1 protein-coding gene is annotated in these 267 nt (G+C 55.4%); it reads left to right on the top strand.

Going from position 1 to position 267, the window contains the following annotated elements:
- Positions 1 to 15: 15 nt before the first annotated feature.
- Positions 16 to 267 (top strand): hypothetical protein (locus HMI57_RS18335; protein ID WP_216607703.1); only part of this gene is annotated, 252 nt, incomplete at its 3' end.

The following is a 267-nucleotide window of genomic DNA, read 5'->3' as shown; positions in this document are numbered from 1 at the left end:
GTCGACACTCCGCCAATGATTGCGGGCTTGAGCGTGAAAGACCAAGCGGGAAAGATGCCCTATGCCGTGGCAGTGTCGCCGCGCAACGTGCTTGGCTGGGTGTACGATGGCGCTGAACTGGTACAGCTTCGCATCATGTGGAGCCGAGAAGAACGCGAAGAATTCGGCTCAAAGCAGGCGCCACAGGTTCGCGTTTACGATAAGTTTGATAATGGCGTTTTCCTGCGCGTCTACGAGGAACGCGACAACGCTGATAAGCAAAAGGAA

Source organism: Arthrobacter sp. 260, assembly GCF_013116745.1.
Lineage (GTDB): Bacteria > Actinomycetota > Actinomycetes > Actinomycetales > Micrococcaceae > Arthrobacter_D.
Note: the sequence above shows the minus strand (reverse complement) of the source record. Positions and strands in the feature narration are given on the sequence as shown.